The organism is Sphingomonas faeni, assembly GCF_023195535.1.
Lineage (GTDB): Bacteria > Pseudomonadota > Alphaproteobacteria > Sphingomonadales > Sphingomonadaceae > Sphingomonas > Sphingomonas faeni_B.
Genome location: NZ_JALPNF010000019.1, coordinates 1 through 17,652 on the forward strand (window position 1 = coordinate 1; position 17,652 = coordinate 17,652).

The window sequence follows — 17,652 nt, forward strand, 5'->3', positions numbered from 1 at the left end:
ATTGACTGCCGCTCTGCCATACGCTTGAGAATGGCTTAATTGTGCATCGTCGGTTCTCGACCGTCTGCAGGTCCGGGCTCATCCTCGTGTCGATCGTGACCCTATTGCTTATGATAGAATTATACCAGATTTTGAGGGCTTGAGATGATGAGATCGGGGAAAGGGATTCCAGATGCGAAGGATTGTCTTCGAAGCAGATAACGCCGGTTTATGTGACGTTTGGAAATGGGTCACCAAGCAAACCGACGCAGAATGCCGCCTTTCGATAACGCTTCTAAGTCCACCGGTCAGCTATGACCGGCAGATCAAATCGACCCGAGGTGCCGTGCTATGCCGTCCCGAGGTCGTTTACACCCTTGTTTGCCCCGATGATGACGGTCTGCACTTCAAGATTACTTACACTGGAACGAAGATTATTCGCATAATCTCTTTCACGTGAACGCCGTTCGCCATTCATCTCCCTTCTGAATAGAAAAAGTGGTAGATGACGATTGGCGGAATTCCGTAGCTGCGCAGGATTAGAAACACGCAGGGTTGCGGAATGCCACTTCGTCTCAAGCGAGCGTGATGTTCGAGACGGTCGCAATAGGGTCGGGTCGGTCGGTGTCGCGAGATGATCCGCAGGGTTCGTGATGATCGCAGCAGAGCATACGTCGTGGACACCGGCAGCAGCGATCAGGGATAACCTTGGTCCGCTTAACCGGGCTGCGCCAACCGACAGTAAATCAGACGGTTTTTGGAACCGTCAGAAGAGACGGGTCCAATCCCGGCCAAACACGGTCGGCGGCTTCAGCGAGCTTCTCGCCTCGGTCCCGGATCAGTTTCTCGTCCCACTGCTCATTTTCGGCGATCTCGCGATTGAGCGCCAAAAGGGACTGCGCGATCCGACTGCGCTTGTGCGACCAGCCCTCGTTACCGTTGTGCGAGTTCGCCGGTGGCGTAAGCAAGGTCAGATTGCCAAGCGCGTTCTTAGCCCGTTGCCGGACGTCCATTTCGTCGCGCATCTCCGGAGATATCTGGTGCCCTCCATCTACCGCCGTGAAGAACTCCTCGTGCGGCGCTGCACCGGTTTTCGGCAATGGCCAGTTTTTAGCCCATTTGTCTGGTAGAATGTGCTCCACTGATAGGTTTTCGATGGGAATGTTCTCGTCGAAGTGCGTGCGGATGCTTTTCTCGATCCTCGTGAGGATGTATCTCAGCTTCTTCGAGCCGAGGTGCTCATACGCGTTGATCTTGTTAGCGGCGCTTAGCAGGTCCGAGTGGCTCGGCATGCGCGATGTCTGCGCCGTTAGGCCATCGAGGTAGGAGTGAAGGCCGACGATCGGGTCAGCATTCGAGCGCATGGACTCGATCATATTCGGGGCGATCTTGTTGTAGTTCTTGTTCGACTCACCGATCAGATCACGCCGGACGACATAGTCTTCAATGAGCCTCAGAATTTCGCCCTTGGTGTCGTCCGGGATTGGCTGGATTGCGGACCACAGCGCGACGGGGTGAAAGGTTGAAGTGTCCCAGACCTTCGAGAAGTTGCCGTAGCGCCCGAGGGGAGTCGTCCGATCTCCCTCATCAATCTTCCTATATGCGTCCGCATAACGCAGCAGTCCCTCAATCTCTGCCTCTACCGAGGGAAACCGCTTCTGCATCGCGAACGCCTTGTAGGCGTTCGCCACCTGACCCGCGTGAATTTCGTCTCCCGATTCGGCGACCAAGCTATGCGAGATGAGGTGATCAACACGCGGGCGTTTGAGGCGACCCTGCTTAACCTCCGTCTTCCAAAAATCGGTTTCGAGCTTCGACCAATGCTTCTCGTAGAGCACGTCGTCGTTCTCCAGTAGGAGGCGGGCACGATGGAAGATGTCGTTGCGGATTAAGTCGAAGGCAGTCAGCGGTTCTGCGTTTCCGTTCAACGACGCGAATATGGTTTGCGCGTCGTCGTCCTTGCCCAACTGAACGACGACGATCTGAAATGCGTAGAGGAAACCTGACAGGAGTGCGTCGAGCACCTGCGCGCTGCCCACGCCCTCAGCACTCTTCTCCTCGATGTATTTTGCTACGGCTTCCTGCAGATACCAATATGCGGCGAGCAGCTTTGGGGCCTGCCCCCAAATCAGGTTACCGTTCTTATAGAATAGCTCGGGGAACAGCCCCCGAATCTCGTCGGTGGTCTTCAACGCGATCGCAAGAAAATATGGCCTGTCGAAGCTCGACGACCAAAGCTTGAACTGCTCCTTCTCCGGGTCGGCCATGCCACCGCTTTTTGCGTTGAACAGATATTCGTCAATGGCATTCGAAATCTGCAGGTGCCCCGCCACGCGTGCGTTTTCGCGGAGCGCGCTGAGCACGAGATTGAACGTCGTGATTCTCTGCTGACCGTCTACCAGAAACCGCTTGTTGACCGTGCCGAAGGGCTGATCGATCGGTTGCGAATAGATGATTGCGCCGACGAAGTGCGGTTTGATGTCGGAGCCGTCGAGCTTCTCCTCTGCACGCTCGCGCAGGTCCTCCCACAGCGTCGGGATTTGCTTGTCGTCCCTGACCTCCCACGCATAGTGCCTCTGATAGACGGGGATCACCCATTGCTGCCGCTCTTGCAGCACATCGTTCAGCTTCCAGTCTTTCGCGTGCATTCGACTTCTCCCCCAAAACGTCGATCGTTCCGACGATGCCGCGAGTGGCAGCGTATGGATAGCGCTAATCAGGCATCCCGATTTCAATAGGCAGCACGACTTTACCCTGAAATGCTGCACTCAGCGTTACCAATTTGCATCTGGGATGGAGGGGTATGACCGGGCATAATCACCGTGCCAGTTGCACCTGCGGATGGTGTCTCAATGTTAGGCGTGGCGGGCATGGCCAGCCGATCTATTCGAGCACCGCTCGGACGCCCAGTTTTACTGGCTACGCGAGTTTTACGAACCCCAACGCAATTTGTCCCGTCTGTGGCGCGAGCGTCTTTTTTTACCAGTCACCGGCTGGCGGAAGAGTGTTTTTTGACGAACTTGGCCCGCCGTGGCCCAAACACGGATGCACAGATGACGCTGCTGAAACCGTGCGTCGCTTGACCAATCAACGTAGAATCCCAACGGTTCGCCCAGCTTGGCAAAAAGATGGTTGGGACCCGATCGAGATGCGATCGTCTCGCATGGAAGGTAGCTGGCACAGCATCCCTGTCGTCAGCGAGACTGCACGTTTTGATGTATTGGCCGAGGCCACATTCAGAGTGCCGAATGAACTTTGCGCCTTCATGAAGCCGTGGGACCTCAATGGCTGGAGCGTCATCTCGTATGTTGATCTGGACGGAACCGCTGACGAAAAGCTAATTCTGATATTCAACCGCAAGCGTTTCGCTCGCACGTCATCCTTTTCAGCGGCCTCGAAACGGAAAGCGGCGCGAGGGTCGGTTAATTAGCGCTTGTCGGCGGGCGGCCTTGGCGACCGGGCGGCTCCCCCCTAAGGTTCGTCCATGAACCCCGTTGAGATTGAAGAAGCCGTTTCAAAGCTGGCCTTGGAACCATTTGACCGCGCCGAATTTCCCTATCAATTTCTCACGGCATTCGGGAACAAGAACACCACGATCCAGCGTCTGCGAGCAGGCGCGACCAACGCCAGCGACGTCGATGGCGGGGTGCTCCAGCGGAGCAACATCCACATCGCCACCTGCGCGTCGGGGGACGTGGATGCTACCCTCAAGGCTCTCCGTGACAGCCAGAAGACGGCTTCAGGCAAGGCGAAATTCATCCTCGCGACAGATGGCGAGGACTTCCAAGCAGAAGATGTTTCTGGCGAGGCGACAGTCGCTTGCGCATTCGCCGAATTCCCGGATCACTTTGGGTTCTTCCTGCCACTGGCGGGTATCACCACGGTCGCGCAGATACGCGAAAGCTCGTTCGACATCCGAGCCACCGGTCGGCTCAACCGCCTCTACGTCCAACTGCTGGAAGATAACCCCGACTGGGCTCGGGCCGAGCGGCGGGTAGACATGAACCACTTCATGGCCCGGCTCATTTTCTGCTTCTTCGCGGAAGACACCGACATCTTCGTTGGTGAGGGCTTATTCACCACCACGGTTGGACAGATGAGCGCGCGGGACGCGTCTGACACGCACACGGTCATCGGCGAGGTCTTTCGCTCGATGGACACCAAGCTGGGCGATCGTGAGAAAGCTAAGATTCCGCGTTATACGAACCAGTTCCCGTATGTGAATGGCAACCTGTTTGGGGGCAGCACCGACACGCCGCGTTTTAGCAAGATTGCCCGATCCTACTTGTTGCACATCGGCAGTCTGAATTGGCGGAAGATCAATCCGGACATTTTCGGCTCGATGATTCAGGCGGTCGCCGATGACGAAGAGCGCGGCGCGCTCGGAATGCACTACACCAGCGTTCCAAACATCCTGAAGGTGCTGAACCCGCTCTTTCTCGACGATCTGCGCGGCGCGCTGGTGGACAGCGGCGATAATGCTCGCAAGCTCCTGAACCTCCGCAACCGCATGGCTAAGATCAGGGTGTTCGATCCGGCCTGCGGCTCGGGCAACTTCCTCGTCATCGCCTACAAGGAAATGCGCGCGATCGAGGCAGAGATTAATAAGCGCCGCCGAGAGCCGGATCGCCGCACGGACATTCCGCTGACCAATTTTCGAGGAATCGAACTTCGTGATTTTCCCGCCGAGATCGCGCGGCTCGCTCTCATCATTGCCGAATATCAATCCGATGTGATTCATCGCGGACAAAAGGAAGCGCTCGCTGAATTCTTACCACTCGACTCCCAAAACTGGATCACCTGCGGCAACGCGCTCCGTCTCGACTGGCTGAGCATCTGCCCTCCGACCGGGTTGGGCGTGAAATTGCGTGCCGACGACCTGTTCGGAACGCCGCTCAAGCAGGCAGAAATCGATTTTGAGAACGAGGGGGGTGAAACTTTTATCTGCGGAAATCCGCCATATAAGGGAAGCAAGTGGCAGTCGGATGCCCAAAAGTCCGATCTTGCCGCAGCTTGGGCAAGATACCCGCACCTCGCGAAAACTACGGATTTTGTCACAGGCTGGTTCGCAAAGTATCTGGATTTCGTATCCGGCGTTCCCGATGCCGTGGCTGCGTTCGTTTCCACAAATAGTGTGTGTCAGGGACAGCAAGCATCTGAGATATGGCCTGTCGTTTTCGGGCAAGATGTGGAACTGAAATTCGCCCACACAGCTTTCAAATGGAGCAATTTGGCGAGCTACAACGCTGGCGTCACCGTGATAATAGTTGCGCTGGCGAAGACATCACCATCGACTAAAAAGATTTTTGGCGAGGGGAGCGCGCGCGAATGTTCGGTGATTGGACCTTACCTAACGCCCAATCAACGCGACGTTGTGCAAAAGCAGCAAAAGCCGCTGTGCCAGCAAACGCCGATGGTATTCGGTAATATGCCCCGAGATGGAGGTCATTTTTTCCTTGATCACGAGGTAGTCGATCGTCTGGTTCGAAACCCGGTAACCCGCAAGTTCGTAAAACGCTTTGTAGGGTCTGAGGAGCTAATCAACGGCAAGCAGCGCTACTGTCTCTGGATAAAGGATGAAGACGCGGAGGACGCGGCGCGCGATCCATTTATTGCTGAGCGGTTGCAGGCAGTCGCGGAAAATCGGTTAGAGTCTGCCGCGCAATCCACACGGGACTTTGCCGCGCAACCTCACCGATTTGTCCAAAGAGTGGGGATGGCGAGTAAGCGCACAATAGCTATCCCCGGCGTGTCCTCGGAGAATCGTCCTTATCTTCCTTGTGGCCTGCTCGAACCAGACTGCGTCATTTCGAACAAGAACTTCGGGATTTTCGACGGGCCGCTCTGGAACATGGCGCTCATTGTTTCCCGCCTACACTGGGTTTGGATCGGCACCGTTTGCGTGAGGATGCGAACCGACTTCTCCTATTCGAACACGCTCGGTTGGAATACATTTCCCATCACCACCCTGACCGAAAAGAATAAGGGCGATTTGTCTCGTTGCGCGGAAAACATTTTACTGGCCCGCGAGGCGCATTTCCCAGCGACCATCGCAGAACTTTATGAACCGGAAAATATGCCTGATGACCTTAGTCGCGCGCACGAGGCGAACGATGAAGTGCTGGAACGCATCTATATCGGTCGGCGGTTTCGCAATGACACCGAGCGGATTGAGAAGCTGTTCGAACTCTACACGAAGATGATTTCGTCGCGTGGGCAGGCTTCGAAGGGCAAGCCCGTTGCAGCCTGAAATGCCGGTGGCAGAGGAGTTCATCCCAACCCTGACGCACGCCGCTGAGCGCGATATCGACTTGCTTTTGGTTGAAGAACTGTATGCATCGCCTTTGTTCGTCTCGTGGATGTGCGGGAAGGCGGGGTTGCCCACCGTCGTGGAGGCATCCACCGTCCTCCACAGCAAACGGCGAACTCGGAATCGCAGGGAGATCGATATCTTTGTCGATATGACGCTTCCAAAGAGAACGAAGGCAGCGTTGCTGATCGAAAACAAGCTCGACGCGACCGAGCAACCGGATCAGGCAGAGAGCTATCGCGAGGAGCTTTTCGCCTTGGCCGATCGCTATGCAGACCGCGCGATGTTGATTGTCTGCCCGGAGCAATATCAAGCGGCCCATCGCGAGTTTGCTGGGAAGTTCGACGCCGTGGTCACCTACGAGGAACTCGCTCGCTATTTTAGCGGCAAATCTACGTCGGGCGGGATCGAGGGTGGCCGCATGCGGTTTCGCGCCGAGCTTCTGGAGCAAGCGATCAACAAGGGGCGGCGCGGTTACGTGGCGGTGCCCAACGAGGAGATCGGTGACTTCAACGCCGCATACGTCGCGCTTCTTGCAGAGATCGCACCGGAAATCCTTCCCGGTCCCAGCATGCTGAAGGCGGCCAACCCAGATGAAAGCGTGTCGATGATCTTCGACCACACGCGCTCGTTCGCGAACCTGCCGAGAGAGATCAGGCCAACTCGTTTCGCCCATGAATTCGGTAGAGGGCAATCTCACCGCGCTAATTACGTCTCGGCGGTCTTTGGCGGGTGGGGGGCTGCGCTGCCTGCGGTCAACGAGCGGTTCGAACAAGATGCCCGAGAATTGGGTGCAAGCTTTACGGCAAAGCCCCCGACAAAGGTTCGCCCGAATCCCGGGTTGGTCATGATCTGTTCGACCCCCGCGATCAACAACCAAGGGGATTACGGACAGCAACGGCAAGCGATAGTCGCTGGGATTCAACGCGCAGAAATTCTGCGCGGCTGGTTGCTGAATAACGGTCCGTTGCTCCAAAGCTGGAAACGGCAAGTAAAAGAAGCCATCACCAGATCATGACCACTCCAAAAATCATACCCGCCGTATCTTTCCAGACCGCGCGGACTGGCGCATCTGCGAAGGCGAACGAGCTTGGCATGCGCCCAATGCAGGAACGGGTCTACGACAAGCGCGGCGAGCAATATCTGCTAATCAAGTCACCGCCTGCGTCAGGCAAGTCTCGCGCGCTGATGTTCGTCGCGCTCGACAAGCTCTACCGTCAGGACCTCAAGCAAGCGATTATCGTGGTGCCGGAGAAATCGATCGGCGGCAGCTTCATGGACGAGCCTTTATCGAAGTTTGGGTTTTGGGCGGACTGGACGGTCAGGCCGCAATGGAATCTCTGCAACGCGCCGGGGCCTGATGAGGAACGGGTCGATCCCTCGAAGATCAAAGCGGTGGGTCAGTTCCTCGCCAGCTACGACAAGGTGCTCGTGTGCACGCATGCCACGTTTCGCTTTGCAGTCGAGCAACTTGGTGTCGAGGCGTTCGATAATCGCCTGATCGCCGTGGACGAGTTCCATCATGTATCGGCCAGCGCGGACAACCGGCTCGGCAGCCAACTTGCTGACTTCATCAAGCGCAACAAGGCCCATATCGTCGCCATGACCGGCAGCTATTTCCGGGGCGATGCGGTGCCGGTGCTGATGCCCGAGGATGAGGCAAAGTTCGAAACCGTCACCTACACCTATTACGAGCAACTCAACGGCTACGAACACCTGCGGTCGCTGAATATCGGCTATTTCTTTTATACCGGACGTTACCTCGACGCGATCGAAGCGGTGCTCGATCCCGCCAAGAAAACCATCGTCCACATTCCCTCGGTCAACGCCCGTGAGAGCACGAAGGACAAGATCAAAGAGGTCGAGGAGATCATGGAGTATCTGGGGGAATGGCAAGGTGCCGATCCCAAGACCGGATTCCATCGAGTAAAGCTGGCCGATGGCCGCGTCATCAAGATCGCCGATCTCGTCGATGACAGCGATCATGCGAGGCGCGGCAAGGTGTTGGCGTCGCTCAAGGACCCGGCACACCGCAACGACCGGGATCACGTCGATATCATCATCGCGCTCGGCATGGCGAAGGAGGGCTTCGACTGGATTTGGTGCGAACATGCACTGACCGTGGGATATCGGTCCAGCCTCACCGAGATCGTGCAGATCATTGGGCGTGCGACCCGCGACGCTCCCGACAAGGAAAGCGCCAGCTTCACCAATTTGATCGCGGAGCCCGACGCAACGGAAGGGGCCGTCGTCGATGCGATCAACGACACGCTCAAGGCGATCGCCGCCAGTTTGTTAATGGAGCAGGTGCTTGCGCCGCGTTTCAATTTCACGCCGAAAAGCGCGGGCAAGCTGGAGAATTTCGACTATGGTCCCGGGGGCTACAAGGAAGGAGAACGTAACTTCGGTGTGAACGCAGCGACTGGCCAGATTCACTTTGAGATCAACGGCCTCGCCGAACCAAAGAGTCCCGACGCCGTCCGCATTTGCCGGGAGGATTTGAACGAGGTGATCACCGAGTTCGTGCAGGACAAATCCAGTCTCGAACGCGGTCTGTTTGACGAGGAGATAGTCCCACAAGAACTGACCCAGTTGAAGATGGGCAAGATTGTTCGCGACCGATATCCTGATCTCAGCGCCGAGGATCATGAGGCCGTGCGCCAGCACGCCATCGCGGCGCTGAACATTACGCAGCAAGCCAAGAAGCTGGCGAGCGGCGGAGGTGCCGCAACCGGCAGCGGCAATGAGGAGCGGGCAAATCTCTCCCTGATTGAGGGCGTTCGCAAATTGTCCATGGATGTCCGCGATCTCGACATCGACCTGATCGACAGTATCAACCCGTTCGAATCAGCATACTCGATCCTCGCGAAGTCGATGAACGAGGGAATGCTCAAGCAGGTGCATGCCTCGATCACGGCGAAGCGGACGACGATCAGTCCCGAAGAGGCCAAGGAGCTTGCGGGGCGCGCGGTCCGATTCAAGAAGGAACGCGGCAGGCTGCCTTCGATCATCTCCGCTGATGCTTGGGAAAAGCGCCTCGCCGAAGGTGCTGCGGCATTCGTGCGCTATAAGGACGAGGGCCGCTATGACTGACCTCGACCTCGACGAACTCCGTGCGGAATTGGATGGCTTCGCGAAGCCAGACCGCAAGTCTGCGACCTACACACCGCGCGAAGAGCGGATTATTGCCGGGTTTGAGGACATCGTGCGTTTCCATGACGAGCACGGACGTGCTCCGCTGCACGGCGAAGATCGCGACATATTCGAGCGCCTCTACGCGGCGCGGCTGGATCGGTTGCTGGGGCTTGAGGAGTGCAGCACGCTGCTCGCGAACTTCGACACGCATGGTCTGTTGGACAAATCAGTTCCAAACGCACCTGTTTGTGACGAACTTGATACCGACGCCTTACTTGCCGAGCTTTCGGGGATCGAGGGCGACGCCGACATCACGAAGCTCAGGCACGTCCGATCCCGTGAGGAGAAGCGCGCCGCTGACGAGATCGCGCACCGGGACAAATGCGAGGACTTTGAAAGATTCAGGCCGCTGTTCGAGCAGGTGCAGAATGACTTGGCCAACGGGGTCCGCGCGACTCGCCCCTTCGAATTGAAAGCTGAAATCCGCCCCGGAGCGTTCTTCATTGTCAGCGGTCAGGTCGCTTACGTCGCTGAGATGGGAGAGATGTTCTCGAATCCGCAGAGCCGGACCGACGCAAGGCTCCGCGTAGTCTTCGACAACGAGACGGAGAGCAATATACTGCTGCGCTCGCTTCAGCGGTCGCTGCACAAGGATGATGCGGGGCGTCGCATCACTGAGCCGCTGGCGGGGCCGCTCTTCGCTTCCGAGTCGGACACCAACGATCTGGAAAGCGGGACCATCTATGTTTTGCGCAGTAAGTCGGATCATCCACTCGTCGTCGAGCACCGAAGCCTGATCCACAAGATCGGCGTGACTGGCGGGTCGGTTGAAGCGCGAGTGGCGGGAGCGGAAAAGGACGCCACCTATCTTCTTGCTGCCGTCGAAGTAGTGGCCACCTACAACCTCTTCAATATCAACAGGAAACGCCTTGAGACTCTGATGCACCGCGTGTTCGCCGCCGCGCAGCTTGATCTCACGATCCATGACCGGTTTGGCAGCCCAGTAAAGCCCCGCGAATGGTTTTTGGTGCCGCTGAACGTGATCGATGAGGCGGTCTCTCGCATCCGTGATCAAACGATTACCGCATATCGGTATGAGCCAACGGAGGGGCGGTTGACGCTCATTGAAAACGGTTCATAAAACCTGATTTTCTATGTCAGGTTTTTTGATTGAACTTTGGTCAAGCGGTGCGCGCCAGTCGCCTTTCTCGTAAGCTCACTCAAGCCGAAGTCGCGACGCTGGCAGGAGTCAGTCGGCAGGCGATCGTCTTGCTCGAAAGTAACCGGGGGAGAATATCGACGCTGTGCGCTGTGCAGCCCCATGCCCCTATCCGAATGTCGGGACTGCCTGCCGGTCAGACGTATGGAGAGCGAGTTCGGATAGCGCGTGGTGAACGATCGATAAGCCAGATCGCGGAACTCGCGGGCGTCACAGCGAACACCGTTAGGGCAATCGAGGCGAATGGAGGGACCGTAACCTCGCTGGCGCGGGTCGGACTGGCAGTTTCACCGCAAGCTACGGTCGAGCCGAACATTTATAAGCCGCGTATTTGGAAAACGGTTCATGGGCGAACGAACCCGAACAGAGATATAGCAGATTATTACGCAACACCCGCTCCAATCGCCCGCCTTTTACTGGAGCATGAAGAGTTCGAGGGAAGTATACTGGAACCGTGTGTCGGCGAAGCACGAGTCATTGAGATTGTCTTGCGAGAACACGGCTATGTCGATCTGCATTTATTTGACCTTTTGGGATCAGGCCACGAACGGCGTGACTTCTTTGACATCACGGAGAGCTATAGCGCGATCGTAACAAACCCGCCGTTCAATCGGCATGTCGACTTCGTTCTCCACGCCAAAAGGATCGCGACGAAGAAGATCGCTTTGCTGCTCCCTCTTAACTATCTGACGGGGAAGCAAAGGCATTCGGAAATATGGGATGACGATCAATTCCCGCTCGCGCGTGTGCTCATCATGAACCGGGGGGTCAATTTCCTTACCGATGACCCGTTCGCTGAACGCGTAACGTCCTCACAGTTGTATTGTGGCTGGTTCATTTTTGACCGGGGCCATACTGGTCCGCCAACTATGGCGTGGGTCGATAATCACGCCCTGATCGCACGCCGGTAATCGATGGGTCGCAAATCGGTAGCCCGGTGAGCCGCTACTGAACTCTCGACCAATACATGAGCGGCTGCGTCGCGTTCGAAGTCTGAAGTTCATGGGAAGCGCGACGGCGGATTGCCGAGCGATCAGGAGCAGCGCGACGCCATCGGTTGACAATCCGCCGTCGCCGTCGCCGTCGCCGTCGAGACGACGATGGCGCGGAGATCAGTCCAGCGCTGTCACAAATGCCAACCGTCACTGAGCATTCGAAGGGGTTTTTCTGCCATTGAGAAGATGCGTATTTGAGCCAACCTAAGCGCTTCCTGACGAGCGTCGAACGACAGAAAATATTCAAATCCATGTAGGTCGATCGCCGCGCAGACTTCCGACCGGAACGGTTCCGCATCGTCATAGGTCGGGAAGATGCAGAGATACATCGCAAGCGCCGACCGCTCGACACAGTGACCTACGCCAAAGCGCGTATGTAAAACTGTTTGGTTGGGAATCAGGTCCTGACTAATCGCAGCAACCCATGCACCGTTTTCCGCTGACAGAGCATGAGCCCGCCCAATAGCCTCCCGCCATTCAGCGTGAAGGGGGGCGGGATAATCATAAAGTTTTTCAGGGCGATATTTGAAAAAGATTTTCCGCAGTTTTTTCGGGGTCCATCCTCCTTTTTGCATATATCGGTGAACAAGACTGATGCTCCACATCCCACGACCTGATGGTGTGTAGCACTCGTCGTTCATGATCTGCGCATATTCGGCGAGCGTCTCGGGTCCGTAGTCTGTCGCAATGCTTACAATTACTCGCGATACCCCCTCCGCCCTTTCCAGCGCTTTTTTGGATCGAACGGCGCGACTCCTAGCGACGCCAATCTCCCAGTTTGTCGGAGGCTCTCCCATGAAGCGCGTGTAGCACGGCGAAACGCCATGCTCCACTAAGTGTGTAAAAATGCCGTATGTTCGCTCGTCGTCCCAACAAAGCACGCATACAACAAGGCCTTGGCAGCAACCGCCGCCCACACCTCAATCACCGTTTGTGGATAGAGGATGTTATGTAATCGAACGGGGGACGTGATCATGAGCAAGATAGAATGGACCGAGAAGACGTGGAATCCCATCGTCGGGTGTCGCAGGGTAAGCGCCGGATGTGACAACTGCTACGCGATTACAGAAGCACATCGGAAGACGACTTTGTTCCCCCACTATGCCGGTGTCACAGCGAGGAAAGATGGTCATATCGACTGGAGCGGAAAGTTTTCAGTAGCGCCGGACCATATTTTCGAGAAGCCACTGCGAACGCCTACTCCTACCACGTGGTTCGTCAACTCTATGTCCGACCTCTTTGGTGAGGGCGTGTCGGTCGAGACTATCACGAGGGTATTCGACATCATGGCCTCGACGCCCCACCATCGATATCAGGTGCTCACAAAGCGTCCCAATCGCGCGGTGAAGCTCGCAGGCGCGCTACCATGGCCGGACAACATCTGGATGGGCGTTAGCATCGAAGACGACCGATACGTCGGACGAGCCGATCTGTTGCGCCGCATCCCTGCTGCTGTGCGGTTCATTTCCGCCGAGCCGTTGCTCGGCCCCCTGCTGACCCTCAACCTGACCGACATCCAGTGGATCATCGTCGGCGGGGAAAGTGGACGCTCGCGGGACAAGGTTCGTCCGATGTTGCCGATGTGGGCGCGCGATCTCCGGGATATGGCGCAGCGTTCGAAAACCGCGTTCTTCTTCAAGCAATGGGGCAACTGGGATCAGAACGGCTTCTGGCACCGGAGCAAGGCTGAGGCGGGGCGCTTGCTCGATGGGCGAACGTGGGACGAGATGCCCGGTGACCATGCTCCCGGTTGGGGCTCGGTCGAGGAGTTCCGGGCGAGCCTCAAGCTCGAACATCAAGCTGAGGATGCGCCGCCGTTGATGGATGGAGCGTCGCCGCGAACGGCACTGCGTGAGCCGATCTGGCGCACCCTGCGAACAATGGGCGATCTGGACGGGAAGGCGCTTCGGCAGTGCGTCCTGCCCGCCTTGGGCCTCGATCCCGAGAGCGCACGCATCGTCAATTATCACGCTTGGGCGCTGGTCGATTTGCAAGCGAGCGGATTTGTCGAAGCTTACGAAGTTCGCGTTCCGAGTTCGAACGGGCGCACGCGCCTGACGATCCGATATCGCGCCATCAAGCCACGTGTGCGCGTTCGAGCGGAGGCTAGGTCGTGATCGAACTCGGCGCTTTCCGCCAGCGGCTAGCCATGGTCAGGATCAACGATCACCACAGGTGCGTCGCCCGACCGCGCGCAGGGGACGAGAGGACGATCCTGTCTCCGGGACAGCACCGGGGTGCTGCGCCACGCCCCCCGCCCAGCACCGATGGAGGATCATACCCCCCGCGCTGAGAAACCTCAGCCGAGACAGCGCCACTCCTCCACCTCCTCTTCACCCACGGCAGCACCAATAAATCGCGTAACTGCGGGGGTTTACCCCTTCCGTGGAGAGGTGGAGGCTTGTTCTTTTATAAACAACGATTCTTGGAAAACGAGGAATAAGTCGCCTTTCTTCGGAAAGACGCAAACTCCCGAAATCAGCCATCACCCCTCCATCTTTAATATTCAAAGCGCTAACGCGCTCCGAAACTAAATACATCGCGGTTGAGAACAGCGACTTGCAAATGGAAAACCGAATACTTGGCAGTGTGTTTTGATAAATACACGGTCGGATGTTCGACGTTGTTCCGGGGTCTTGGTGCTGTTCTCACCAAGACCCCACCATGAACAACGAAGGAACAGCATGACTACCGAAATCACAAAACGGGACGCTCACGAAAAGTGGGTAGCTCGCGTAACCGAGACCCTCGGCAAAGTCCCCGGATCGGCGCTCGAATATGTGGCCCTAGCAGCGGAGAATTTTGCCACAGCAATATCGTATCGCGGATCGATCAGGGTGGCCCATCTTAACGGCTTTGCCTCTCCCTACGATTTGACGCGGGATGTGCGGATTTTGGCCGCAGAATTGAAACTGAAGTTTCCGCGAAACGACATCAACGATGCGGTGGATCGCTATATCGTCGATCAGCGGGATGCGGCGTTGCACACCTTGCGCCGCCAGTTCCAGAAGCGGCAGGACTTCGATTGGCACGCAATGGTGCGTGTCTGCTTCGATTGCGGGGAGGTGGGGGAAGACTACATCGTCGCCATCCTCCGGCATCTGGTGTGGCAGGTGCAGCGTAAGATCGCGGGTCTCGCTGCGTATAGCCACCTCATGCCCGTTCTTCACGGACCGCAAGGGTGCGGCAAGACCTTTTGGATTGAGCAGTTCGTCTCGCCGCTGAGCGACGTGACGAGCTACGCAGACTTCGGCCAAATTGCCGACGAGCGCATGATCGATCTTTGGCGATCATATGTGATCGTTCTCGACGAGATGGCGAAGGCTGGCAAAGCCGATATCGAGACCGTGAAGCATATCATTACGGCCCCAACACTTGAGCGACGCCCAATGCGGACGAATGCGAGCGTGACTATTACGCAGAACGCGACGCTGATCGGTGCGTCCAATCACCGATTGGCCGAACTCATCCGCGATGAAACCGGCATCCGGCGCTTCGTCGAATTGTTCTATCGCCGCCCGGCAAACCCCGACTACCTTTACACGGTCAATTGGCACGCTGCATGGGCGAGTGTGCAGGCTGAGGACGAAGCGCCCATCCTCGCTGTCGCCGATATGCTTGCCGAGCAACAAGCTGGCTCACGCCACCACGGGCCGGTGGAATATTGGCTGCTGCACCTGTCCGATCTTGACCTCAACGAGCTTAGCAAGTTGGCTGGCCCGGACGACCTACTTTCCACCCAGCAACTTTACGACGCCTACGTCGGGCACCGTCGAGACGTGACTGCTCAGTTTGATCGTGAGCATCGGTCGCAGCAGGCCTTCGCGATCGAGCTTCATCGGATAACGGATGCGGATGCGGACGCACCGATTAAGAAGACGCGGACCAAAAAGCGTAACGGCTGGCGCATCACTCGACCGTGTGCGCCCGCGTTGAGTTTCGTGCGATGATCGTCTCGTTTTTTTCGTCGGCCTACTCCCGCCACCCGACCGTCATGGAAATGACCCGAGCCGAGTTCTTTGTAATGTGCAGGGACTCGGTAGCGCAGCCCAGACAGGTCAGCGATCAGGCTAAGCGCGAGTCGATGATGCTTAGTCCGGCGATATACGATGCGGGCGGCAAACGGAGACTTGAGGACGCGCAAGGCGCAGATTTCACCGCGCTCGACTTCGATGAAGGAGATTGGACGGTCTTCGCCGCTGCCGCGTGGTGCCGAGCGCACGACCTCGCGCACGTGGTTTACACGACAGCGAAGAGCCGCCCGGCGCACCATCGGTTCCGTCTCGTGCTGTTCTTCACACGTCGCATAGCCGCTGGGGAGTATCGCGCAGCATGGGAGGCAATCGCGAGGATGATGCCCGCCGTCATCGACCCCGCGACCAAAGACATCACTCGTCTGTCGATCGCTCCCTACGCGTGGGAAGGAGCCTTCAACCACCTCGTGGTGGGTGATGGCAATCCCTTGGACATCGACGACGTAATGCGCCGATTTGCTCCACCGCCTCCACCGCCGCAACTACCACCCGCTGTTCGGACGCAGCCACTTTCATCTGCCTATGCGGAAGCTGCGCTAGCGGGTGAAGAAGATCGCGTCCGCAGCGCCCGACCCGGCACGCGTAACGCGACGCTTCACCGTGCCGCCTTTTCGCTGGGACAATTGATCGGCAGTGACCTGCTTGAGCGCCGGGTCGTCGAACGTGTGCTTTCTTCCGCGACCAGCCTTCCAACCTATGAGGCAACAGGCACTATCAAAAGCGGTATCAACGCCGGGGTGCGTCATCCACGACGATGATAGACTGGGAGCCCTGTCTCCCATTAACAAGCTGTCGGCGTAAATCGTGGAAAAGGCTCCAGAACTTCGCATAGCTGTGCTATTGCTGTTTTATGCGTAACCAACCTCGAAAGGTCAGCCTTCTCCGATTACCTTAATCGGAGATAGGACATGACCAATATTACGCCGTTTACCGGGTGGCTTCTACAGGAGGCCGTTGCGCTGGATGATGCTTGTCCCGGCGTGACCGTGCATTTGCTGCGGGCATCGTTCGAGCGTCGGCACGTGATCGCTGCCTATTTGTCGCGACGGGACTGCTTCCGCCATTTTGCTTCTTCAGCCGAATTGAGCCGCTTTCTCATGACTGCGCGACATGATGACATTCTGGCCGCAGCGTTCGGCGCGGTGCCCGTTGGGCTCAGGTCCGCGTTGAGCCGCGCAGGACCAACACCTCATGGCAGACGATATTACGGATACCTGAATGCATTGCACGCCTCCAAAGCGCGTCCAGAGATGTCTCACCTTCTCAAAACCATCGCATGCACCGGCCCAAAGAACTTGCGTATCGCCCGTGCGCTACCCGCCACCTTGCGGAACGGGCGAGTCGTGACGGCAATCCGCGACGAGGCCACTGCTCGCAGTCTCTCTCGTTCGATTGATTTGATGGAGAGCGCCGGGGCTGATCGTCGGGGAATGTTGGAAGCGCTCGGCAAGGCAACGACGTTCGAGGACATCCGAGCATGGGCGCGCCGGTGGGCTTTCAAGCTTAACTTCCCGGCTCATCCGGTGGCGAAGTCCCCTGCATACACGCCCATAGAATCTGCGAACGACCTTAAGGAAATGGCGGTGCACTATCGAAACTGCGCTCGCAGCTATCTGACGGATGTGCTGGACGCACGAGCGGCGTTTGCGACTATCTCGATGGGCAAGGAGAGTGCTGTCGCGCACTTGATCTGGGAGCGGGGGCGCTGGTGGCTTGACGATCTGTATGGCCGTCGCAACGCTGCACCGAGCAAGGTCCTTATCGCGCTCGCCCACTCCCACCTTGCTGACCATGGCGTGCTTCCGCGTGATGCGCAGCCGCTTCCGATGCGGAAGTGGTCATGCTTGCGGCGGTTTGAACCGCCCCGGGTCTGCCGGAGGCCTTGGGTTGTGAGTCACGCCGCCATATCGATGTTGTCTGCGGCAGCATAATATTGGTGTTCGGCTTCGGCAGGCGGGATGTTGCCGATAGGCTCGAGCA

12 protein-coding genes are annotated in these 17,652 nt (G+C 57.4%); 10 read left to right on the forward strand and 2 right to left on the reverse strand.

What is annotated here, in order from left to right; genetic code table 11:
- Positions 1-725 precede the first annotated feature (725 nt).
- Positions 726-2,627: a DUF262 domain-containing protein gene (locus tag SPHN_RS18060; RefSeq protein WP_248525216.1), complete on the reverse strand. Its 1,902-nt coding sequence runs from the start codon at positions 2,625-2,627 to the stop codon at positions 726-728.
- 356 nt (positions 2,628-2,983) lie between these two features.
- On the opposite strand from SPHN_RS18060, the gene SPHN_RS18065 reads away from it, so the two are divergent.
- The 6 genes from SPHN_RS18065 to SPHN_RS18090 all read left to right on the forward strand — a co-directional run bounded on the left by SPHN_RS18065 (position 2,984) and on the right by SPHN_RS18090 (position 11,554).
- Positions 2,984-3,409, forward strand: coding sequence for a hypothetical protein (locus SPHN_RS18065; protein ID WP_248525217.1), 426 nt, complete (start codon positions 2,984-2,986; stop codon positions 3,407-3,409).
- A gap of 54 nt (positions 3,410-3,463) precedes the next feature.
- Complete coding sequence (locus SPHN_RS18070; protein WP_248525218.1) at positions 3,464-6,229, forward strand: class I SAM-dependent DNA methyltransferase; 2,766 nt, start codon at positions 3,464-3,466, stop codon at positions 6,227-6,229.
- Positions 6,219-7,307, forward strand: coding sequence for a PD-(D/E)XK nuclease family protein (locus SPHN_RS18075; RefSeq protein ID WP_248525220.1), 1,089 nt, complete (start codon positions 6,219-6,221; stop codon positions 7,305-7,307). The genes SPHN_RS18070 and SPHN_RS18075 overlap by 11 nt, the downstream gene beginning before the upstream one ends.
- Before the next feature lie 77 nt (positions 7,308-7,384).
- The gene (locus SPHN_RS18080) at positions 7,385-9,382 is read left to right on the forward strand and encodes a pseudomurein-binding repeat-containing protein (RefSeq protein WP_432715114.1); all 1,998 of its coding nucleotides are present in this window, start codon (positions 7,385-7,387) and stop codon (positions 9,380-9,382) included.
- Positions 9,375-10,565 carry a GIY-YIG nuclease family protein gene (locus SPHN_RS18085; protein ID WP_248525223.1) on the forward strand — a complete coding sequence of 397 codons (1,191 nt, stop codon included), beginning with the start codon at positions 9,375-9,377 and terminating at the stop codon, positions 10,563-10,565. The genes SPHN_RS18080 and SPHN_RS18085 overlap by 8 nt, the downstream gene beginning before the upstream one ends.
- 29 nt (positions 10,566-10,594) lie before the next feature.
- A complete protein-coding gene (locus tag SPHN_RS18090) occupies positions 10,595-11,554 on the forward strand; it encodes a helix-turn-helix domain-containing protein (protein ID WP_248525225.1) in 960 nt (319 codons plus the stop codon).
- 215 nt (positions 11,555-11,769) lie between these two features.
- Here SPHN_RS18090 and SPHN_RS18095 read toward each other — a convergent pair whose 3' ends face one another.
- Entirely contained in the window at positions 11,770-12,279 is a 510-nt protein-coding gene (locus SPHN_RS18095) for a hypothetical protein (RefSeq protein ID WP_248525226.1), read from the reverse strand.
- Between the two features lie 333 nt (positions 12,280-12,612).
- Between SPHN_RS18095 and SPHN_RS18100 the strand changes: the two genes are divergently transcribed.
- The 4 genes from SPHN_RS18100 (at position 12,613) to SPHN_RS18115 (ending at position 17,603) form a co-directional block, all read left to right on the forward strand.
- Positions 12,613-13,755, forward strand: a complete 1,143-nt coding sequence (locus SPHN_RS18100) for a DUF5131 family protein (protein WP_248525227.1) — start codon at positions 12,613-12,615, stop codon at positions 13,753-13,755.
- 567 nt (positions 13,756-14,322) lie between these two features.
- Positions 14,323-15,588 carry a virulence-associated E family protein gene (locus SPHN_RS18105; protein WP_248525228.1) on the forward strand — a complete coding sequence of 422 codons (1,266 nt, stop codon included), beginning with the start codon at positions 14,323-14,325 and terminating at the stop codon, positions 15,586-15,588.
- Positions 15,585-16,430, forward strand: a complete 846-nt coding sequence (locus tag SPHN_RS18110) for a hypothetical protein (RefSeq protein WP_248525229.1) — start codon at positions 15,585-15,587, stop codon at positions 16,428-16,430. The genes SPHN_RS18105 and SPHN_RS18110 overlap by 4 nt, the downstream gene beginning before the upstream one ends.
- A 150-nt stretch (positions 16,431-16,580) precedes the next feature.
- Positions 16,581-17,603: a hypothetical protein gene (locus SPHN_RS18115; RefSeq protein ID WP_248525230.1), complete on the forward strand. Its 1,023-nt coding sequence runs from the start codon at positions 16,581-16,583 to the stop codon at positions 17,601-17,603.
- Positions 17,604-17,652: the final 49 nt, after the last annotated feature.